At 40.0% G+C, this 7532-nt stretch carries 6 protein-coding genes and 1 pseudogene; 4 read left to right on the top strand and 3 right to left on the bottom strand.

From position 1 onward, the window contains the following. A pseudogene (locus FZ952_RS10135) lies at positions 1-195 on the bottom strand (ISL3 family transposase); the annotation flags it as partial. 219 nt (positions 196-414) lie between these two features. Further along, the gene (locus tag FZ952_RS10130; protein ID WP_148881581.1) at positions 415-1254 is read right to left on the bottom strand and encodes a MerR family transcriptional regulator; all 840 of its coding nucleotides are present in this window, start codon (positions 1252-1254) and stop codon (positions 415-417) included. Between the two features lie 86 nt (positions 1255-1340). Between FZ952_RS10130 and FZ952_RS10125 the strand changes: the two genes are divergently transcribed. The 3 genes from FZ952_RS10125 to FZ952_RS10115 all read left to right on the top strand — a co-directional run bounded on the left by FZ952_RS10125 (position 1341) and on the right by FZ952_RS10115 (position 4203). Next, the gene (locus FZ952_RS10125) at positions 1341-2375 is read left to right on the top strand and encodes a dihydrodipicolinate reductase (protein WP_148881580.1); all 1035 of its coding nucleotides are present in this window, start codon (positions 1341-1343) and stop codon (positions 2373-2375) included. Positions 2376-2880: 505 nt separating this feature from the next. Then, the gene (locus tag FZ952_RS10120; RefSeq protein WP_148881579.1) at positions 2881-3102 is read left to right on the top strand and encodes a hypothetical protein; all 222 of its coding nucleotides are present in this window, start codon (positions 2881-2883) and stop codon (positions 3100-3102) included. Between the two features lie 351 nt (positions 3103-3453). Then, positions 3454-4203, top strand: coding sequence for a CPBP family intramembrane glutamic endopeptidase (locus tag FZ952_RS10115; RefSeq protein ID WP_148881578.1), 750 nt, complete (start codon positions 3454-3456; stop codon positions 4201-4203). Positions 4204-4236: 33 nt separating this feature from the next. On the opposite strand, the gene FZ952_RS10110 is transcribed toward FZ952_RS10115, so the two are convergent. Next, positions 4237-5688: a UDP-N-acetylmuramoyl-L-alanyl-D-glutamate--L-lysine ligase gene (locus FZ952_RS10110; protein ID WP_148881577.1), complete on the bottom strand. Its 1452-nt coding sequence runs from the start codon at positions 5686-5688 to the stop codon at positions 4237-4239. A gap of 86 nt (positions 5689-5774) precedes the next feature. On the opposite strand from FZ952_RS10110, the gene FZ952_RS10105 reads away from it, so the two are divergent. After that, complete coding sequence (locus FZ952_RS10105; protein ID WP_148881576.1) at positions 5775-7406, top strand: polysaccharide biosynthesis protein; 1632 nt, start codon at positions 5775-5777, stop codon at positions 7404-7406. Positions 7407-7532 lie beyond the last annotated feature (126 nt).

Raw genomic sequence — 7532 nt, 5'->3', positions numbered from 1 at the left:
TGTCTTGTATCCCGCGCACCCTAAATAGGGAATTTTCGATTCTTTTTGGAAGTCATATTTAGCCATTTTTCCTTGGCAGTGAGGGCATTTAGGTGCGGGATAATCTAGCTTAGCGAGGATTTCTTTATGAGTCCCCGAGTCCTTGTAATCTAGAATGATGATATTTTTGTCTTTAATTTCGAGTAGGTTTGTGATAAAATTTCTTGTTTCATATGAGTCTTTCTAATGATGGTTTCGTTGCTTTTCATTATAGGTCTTATGGGACTTTTTTTCTACAACAAAATCGGCTCCATAATCCCTGCGGTGGATTTACCCACTACAGAAATTATAGAGCCAAAAAACTTTGGTCTTAAGCCTTTTATTGTTTTATAAAATTTTCTCAAGTTTCATCAAATATTAATGTAAGGGGATGTTTCAGCTGCTTTCAACCTGCACTTGCATTCTAATAAACATGTCGCGGTGCTTTTCATTTAGTTGAGGTTGTTCATGAATCACTTCGCAGATATAATCACCTGTAACCAGATAGCCTGCATCGGCTAATTCTTGGTGAAAATGAGGGAGATTTCTCACTTCTTCTTCGAATGATGAACAGTAAGCAACAGCATAGCTTCCTTTAGGCAGTATGGCTGGAATGAGATTGGGAAGTTCATTTTGAGCCTGGTGAAAGAGGCAAAACTGATTTGAGAACCAATTTTGATTTAGAAAATCTCTTTGCTTCATAATGGAGCCAACTCGGCTGAAATTATTAAAAAAGGGGTTATAATTGAGAATTTCCTGTTTGAAATAGCGGAGATAGAGTTCATACTCTTCACTGTCTAGCTGGTAAATATTTTGATCAATAGAGAAGGATAGAATGTGTCGTTCAGGGAATGCCACAATTTCCAACTTTTGATCAGTCTGCTTTTCGCCATAAAGCTGTGCACCAGAACGAAAAATTTCAATTTCCTTTATCCGCTCTTCTAGCATTTCTTTTTCTTGGAGTAATTGCTGATACCGTTCTTCAATAAGCCGGTGCAGATGAAACTGATCTCGATCGGAGAGAATTTCCTTGATTTCTTTTAAAGAAAAATCTAATTGTCGTAGATATTGAATGGAGTCAACGAGTGAAGATTGATTGATGTGATAGTAGCGGTAGTTAGTCTCGGGATCAACCTCATAAGGCCTTAAAAGACCAATCTGATCATAAAATCGTAAAGTCTGAATGGAAATGTGATTGATTTTGGAAAATTCTCCAATGCGCAAAATTTTTTTCATTTTTCAAAACTCTCTATTGACTCTCTAGTTACTAGAGATATTATACTATAATTGTGAAAAATATTACAATTAAAGGAGGGTTTCCAATGAGAAATGCAAAAATTCGTGCCGTGCAATATGGCTGTGGCAAAATGTCCAAGGTTATTTTTAAATATCTAGTGGACCACGGTGTAGAGATTGTTGGCGCTATTGACAATAATCCTGCGATAGTAGGACAAGATGTTGGTGATTTTGCGGGATTAGGCTACAAGACAGGTGTTTTGATTTCCGATAAAGCTGACAGTGTATTTGACCAGTGCGATGCCGATATTGCCATTATTACCATTGCCTCCTATATGCCTGATATGTATGGCTTTTTTGAAACAGCTATCAAGCATGGTGTTAATATCATCACGACCTGTGAAGAAGCTATTTATCCATGGACGACGTCGCCATCTGAAACGAACCGCTTGGATAAGTTGGCTAAAGAATATGGTGTCACCATCATGGGATCTGGTATGCAAGATATCTACTGGATTAATATGCCTTACTTAGCTATGTCTGGTCTCAATCGCATTCAAAAAGTCAAAGGGGTTGCCAGCTATAATGTAGAGGATTATGGTTTGGCTTTAGCAGAAGCGCACGGTGCTGGCTATGATGTAGAACGATTTGATAAAGAAATTGCTTCTGCCGAAAGTTTGCCATCCTATATGTGGAATGCTGCGGAAGCTATCTGCTCTAAGATGAACTGGACCATTCAGGATATTTCACAAAAGAGCGTGCCTTACATTTTGGATGAAGATGTTTATTCAGAAACGCTAGGTCGAGTTATTCCGGCAGGACAGGTAACAGGCATGTCAGCTGTGACGACCATTCATACTCATCAAGGAATTGAATTGGAAGTAGAATGTATTGGCAAGGTTTATCGGGAAGATGATGGCGATATGTGTGATTGGGAAATTACAGGTGATCCAAATCTAGTCTTTTCTGTCAGCAAGCCAGATACTGTGTCTCTGACTTGTGCCACAATTGTCAATCGTATCCCGTCTGTGCTGGATGCACCGGCAGGTTATGTGACCTCTGAGTTGGCGCGTACCTTGACCTATCCGACTTATCCGCTTCACACTTATGTAGAAAATTAAACATATCCTAAAAAATAAGCAGGCTGTCCTTGTGATAGCTTGCTTATTGCTTTGTTAGGCTTATAATTGCAAATTCGCTTTGGTTTATAGGGGACTAGTGTAATAAAGCAAGCATAACCCGCATTTTTAAAAAACTAGGAGTATTGCAGTGAGATCGTCAACTTCAAGGCAGAAAAGCTTTACAAAGATAAGCAAAATCACTATTTAGCTAGAAGCAACCGGCAGACGATTGAAAAGTGCATGAAGCAATCATTGATAGAATGACTTTGGAAAATCTGGAGCGTATATTGAAAAATACACTTGTCAAAAGATCCAACATGAATGGAGAAATTCAGCTCTTATCAGGACTGATATGCTATCATCTTTTGTATCCTTTCTCGCTCTTTCTATCTATTCCTATGAAAGATCTGAAAACAAGTATGTATGCTGACAGTAGAAATAACACCTTAAAAATGATATAATATAATAAGTATTTAGCTAGAAAAATCAAATTTAGGAGGCAACAATGAATAAAAAAAGAGATTGGTTTGGTATTTTATTCGGTGCTATATGGTTTTTAGCGTCACTGCTGATTTTGGTTCTTTATATGGGAGGAAATCTTAATGGTTCAATACCTGTCCCAAGAGTACTCCTTATAATATATGATTGGCTCGGTATTGTTCCGGGAGCGATTGTTCAAATGATACTGAGTGCTTTATTGTTTATCTTCAGCGTTAGAAAAAAATAATCAAAATAATACTGTGATTAGTTGAAATAATTCAAGCATATCAATGAAATACTAACGTAAAGGACAGTAAATCAAATTGGTTTGCTGTTTTTCTCTTGCTTAAAATAAAAAACTGTTAAAACATAAAGAATAAGAGCTACAAATACTTGCTCTAATGGTCCGGCAACTACTGAAATTCTTTTAAAACGCATCCGCTAATCCTGTTGCAAATTTTCTCACTTCTAGGAGTTTTCCAATAAAGATTGGTATCCATGCCGGTCTCGTCAATATAAACTTTTTTAAGTTTTTTGTGGTATAGTGGACAAAGTATAAAATTGAATTTACTATTTCATGCAGAAGGAAGGAGTAACGATGAAACTATTAGAAAAAATTCGTCCGTCGCAACCGCTAAAGTATTTGAAGTGGTTTGACATTGTGATTATTACTGTGATTATGTTTGGTCAGTTTATCTATCGATCGACAGAACTCTACTTAGGCAGTATGGATCAAGTCCCTTATACTGAGGGAATAACAGATACCGCAAGTAATGGCGCTGCTTACTCTAGCAATTTGTATCTTCAGTTAATTTTGTTGGCTCTAGCCCTGCTCTATCTGGTCATTCGCCGCTATGACTTTAAGCAACTGCCCATCCGTTTTAGCTGGTCTGTACTGTTTTGGGTTCCTTTTATCTTTGCTCTGATGGGAATTATTGCAGATATTGTAACGACAATCAGCGGAGAGTATAATTATTTTGATCCGCAGTTGTGGCCCTACATTGACCTGATGGAGATTGTCCGTAAGTTTGCTGCCTTAAGTTCGATGGCTATCCTTTATAGTTTGCTGAATGGCTTTTATGAAGAATTTTTCTTTTTGGGCTTGCTAACATCAGTTGAGGATAAATACAAATGGAAGGTTCTTCTCTATTCGACTCTTATCCGTTTTTCTTTCCATACTTATCAAGGGCTACTCTGGGCCTCTATGATTGGGGTTGTCTTTGGCCTTCTCTATTACTTTCTCTATAAGTACAAGGTTAAAAATCTCCTCCCTTTCTTTCTCATGCATGCTCTGGCGGACATGTTTGGCTCTAGCCTGATCTATCTTTTAGTTAATTGGAGTTCATAAAAGGGATTGGCATATTTTTCCAATCCCTTTTGTTTATAAATATTTCTCTGCCACAGCATAATCACCTGGATAGACAACTTTTTGGTCATTAATGATTTGATAGGCATCGGCACCCTTGCCGGCAAGAATGACCGCATCGCCTTCAGCATTCGTTAGGCTGAGGGCTTTTTTGATGGCTTCCTCACGATCAGCAATCATGTTCACCTCAAAGGTTATGTAGCTGGCAATCTCACGGGCGATGGCAATAGGATCCTCTCGATTCGGATCATCAGCTGTCAGAATGATGTTCAACTCAGGATGTTGGTTGAGGAGGAGGCCGAAGTCCTTACGCCGGCTCTCACCCTTGTTTCCAGTTGCTCCCAGAATCAAGACAATGTTCCCTTTTTGATGTTCTTGAACGACGGACAGCAACTTAGCTAAACTGTCGCCATTATGGGCGTAGTCAACAAAGACCTTGGCACCATTTTTTTGAGTTAGAACCTCCATACGGCCGGGTACACGTGTTTGGGCAACACCTGAATGGATATCTTCCAAAGAAGCGCCCAGTCGCAGACAGGCTAGTCCTGCAGCGATGGCATTTTCCTGATTGAAGCGGCCGATTAGCTGGATATCATAGGAACCAGCCGGTTTTCCTTGGACTTCAAAGGAAAAGGCGAGGGAATTCAGGATGGCATTGCTGGAAGCTGGCCCATAAAAGTCATGGTCATAAGCAGCTACTTGCTCGGCTAAAACCTGAAAATGGTCCATGCCACTGTTGACGACAACAGCTCGGCTATTGTCCATCAGGAGTCGCTTGTGGTAGAAGTAGTCTTCAAAAGTCGGATGCTCAATAGGGCCGATATGGTCAGGGCTGATATTGAGAAAGACGCCCACATCAAAGGTCAGGCCGTAGACCCGCTTTTTAAGATAGGCTTGACTGGATACTTCCATGATCAGATGGGTTCGGCCATTGTCGACAGCTTCCGCCATCATTTTGAATAAATCAAGACTTTCAGGAGTTGTGAGAGTTGATTTAAAGAAAGTTTCTCCATCCAGAGTAGTATTCATAGTAGAAAGCAGGGCTGGTTTGTGGCTTTGTTTTAAAATATTAAAAGCAAAATAAGCCGACGTGGTCTTGCCCTTGGTGCCAGTGAAGGCCAAAAGTTTGAGCTTTTGTTCTGGATGACCGTAAAATTCCATAGCAATCAGACTCATAGCTTGCTTGACATCATTGACTAAGAGGACTGGAATACCAACTTCAAAGTCTGTTTCACTAATATAAAATCTAAGCCCAGCTGTCACAGCTTTTTCCAAAAATTCTCTCTTGAAATGATCGCCCTTGACAAAAAAGAGAGTAGAAGCATCAGCTTCTCGGCTGTCATAGCTAATCTTGGAGAAGGCGAATTCGCTGTCGCTGTAATCAAAGAAGTATTCTCCGTTTGCAATAATTTCACGGAAATTGTGGTCTTTTTTCAAAATATCTAATGCAGTTTTAATTTTTATCATATCTCTATTGTAAACCTAAAGACTATGTTTTACAAGAGCTCAGGAAAAGTTTATAATAAAATAAGAATAAATCAAAGAGGTTATTTATGGACCAACCAAAAACAACAAGTCAGCAGCAGCAAATGTTGCGGGGGACTGCCTGGCTGACTGCCAGTAATTTTATTAGCCGTCTCTTAGGAGCTATTTATATCATTCCTTGGTATATCTGGATGGGACGGCACGGAGCGGAAGCCAATGGTCTCTTCACCATGGGATACAATATCTATGCATGGTTTCTGCTGATTTCTACAGCAGGAGTACCGGTGGCCGTCGCTAAGCAGGTGGCCAAGTACAACACCATCGATAAGGAAGAGCATAGTTTTACCCTTATTCGTGAGTTTTTGAAATTTATGCTGCTTTTAGGGGCTGTTTTTGCAGTCATCATGTACCTGCTGTCTCCTGTTTTCGCTAGCATGTCGGGCGGTGGCAAGGACTTGATTCCAGTCATGCAAAGCCTATCCTGGGCTGTGCTGATTTTCCCGTCCATGAGTGTTATCCGTGGCTTTTTCCAAGGGTTTAACAATCTTAAGCCTTACGCCATCAGCCAGATTGCGGAGCAGGTTATTCGGGTTATTTGGATGCTCCTGACTGCCTTTTTCATCATGAAGATTGGATCTGGAAACTATGTAGAGGCCGTCACCCAGTCCACCTTTGCTGCCTTTATTGGGATGCTGGCTAGTATGGGAGTTTTGGTTTTCTATCTGTGGAAGACTGGCATGTTGCGGTCCATTCTTGATAAACCTGAAAATTCAGCAGAAATCAAGGGGCGGACTTTGCTCTGGGACACGGTTCGGGAAGCAATCCCTTTCATCATTACAGGATCAGCCATTCAGCTTTTCCAAATCATTGACCAGATGACCTTTATCAACAGCATGAAGTGGTTCACAAGTCTCAATGAGTCTCAGTTGAAAGTCATGTTTGCTTACTTCTCAGCCAATCCTAATAAGATTACGATGATTTTGATTGCTGTGGCGACTTCAATCGGTGGGGTTGGAATCCCGTTGCTGACAGAAAACTATGTTAAGGGAGATTTGAAGGCGACTGCCCGTCTGGTTCAGGATAATCTCAGCATGTTACTCTTCTTTATCTTACCGGCTACGATTGGATCAGTTCTAGTGGCTGAGCCGCTTTATACAGTCTTTTATGGAAAACCAGATAGCCTGGCTCTGGGGCTCTTCATCTTTGCTATGCTGCAAACGATTATCCTAAGTATCTATACAGTCCTTGCTCCGATGATTCAGGCACTTTTTCAAAATAGAAAGGCCATCATCTATTTCCTCTATGGAGTTGCTGTCAAGCTGATCTTACAAATTCCGCTTATCTATTTATTTAAAGCATACGGAACTCTTCTTGCGACAACCATTGGTCTGATTATTCCAATTGTATTGATGTATCAAGAAATTCGTAAGGTTACTGGTTTGAATCCTAGAAATCTTAAAAAACGGACAATCTTGACTTGTATTTTAACTGTTTTGATGACACTGGTTGTTCTCATATCAGAATTTATCATTGGTTATTTATTCCAGCCAAGCGGACGGATTTCGAGTTTTATCTATTTAGCCATTATCGGAGGAATTGGAGTCGCAGTTTACGGAGGATTCTCACTCAGCGTTCGTTTGCTGGATCGCTTTATTGGTGAAAGAGCAACCAGTCTGCGTCGGACTTTTCACATCAAATAAAAAGCCTATGGGCTTTTTGTTTTGAATCAAGACAGGACAGCAAATTGTCTGATATTCAAGAAAAACTAACAAACCTCTTTTATAAAAATTGGTAGAGTCGGTGGCTAAAGAAAGCTTCGACTTCCT

Source organism: Streptococcus sp. Marseille-P7376 (genome assembly GCF_902460385.1).
GTDB classification, from domain to species: Bacteria; Bacillota; Bacilli; order Lactobacillales; family Streptococcaceae; genus Streptococcus; species Streptococcus sinensis.
This window is presented reverse-complemented; position numbering and strand designations above follow the sequence as displayed.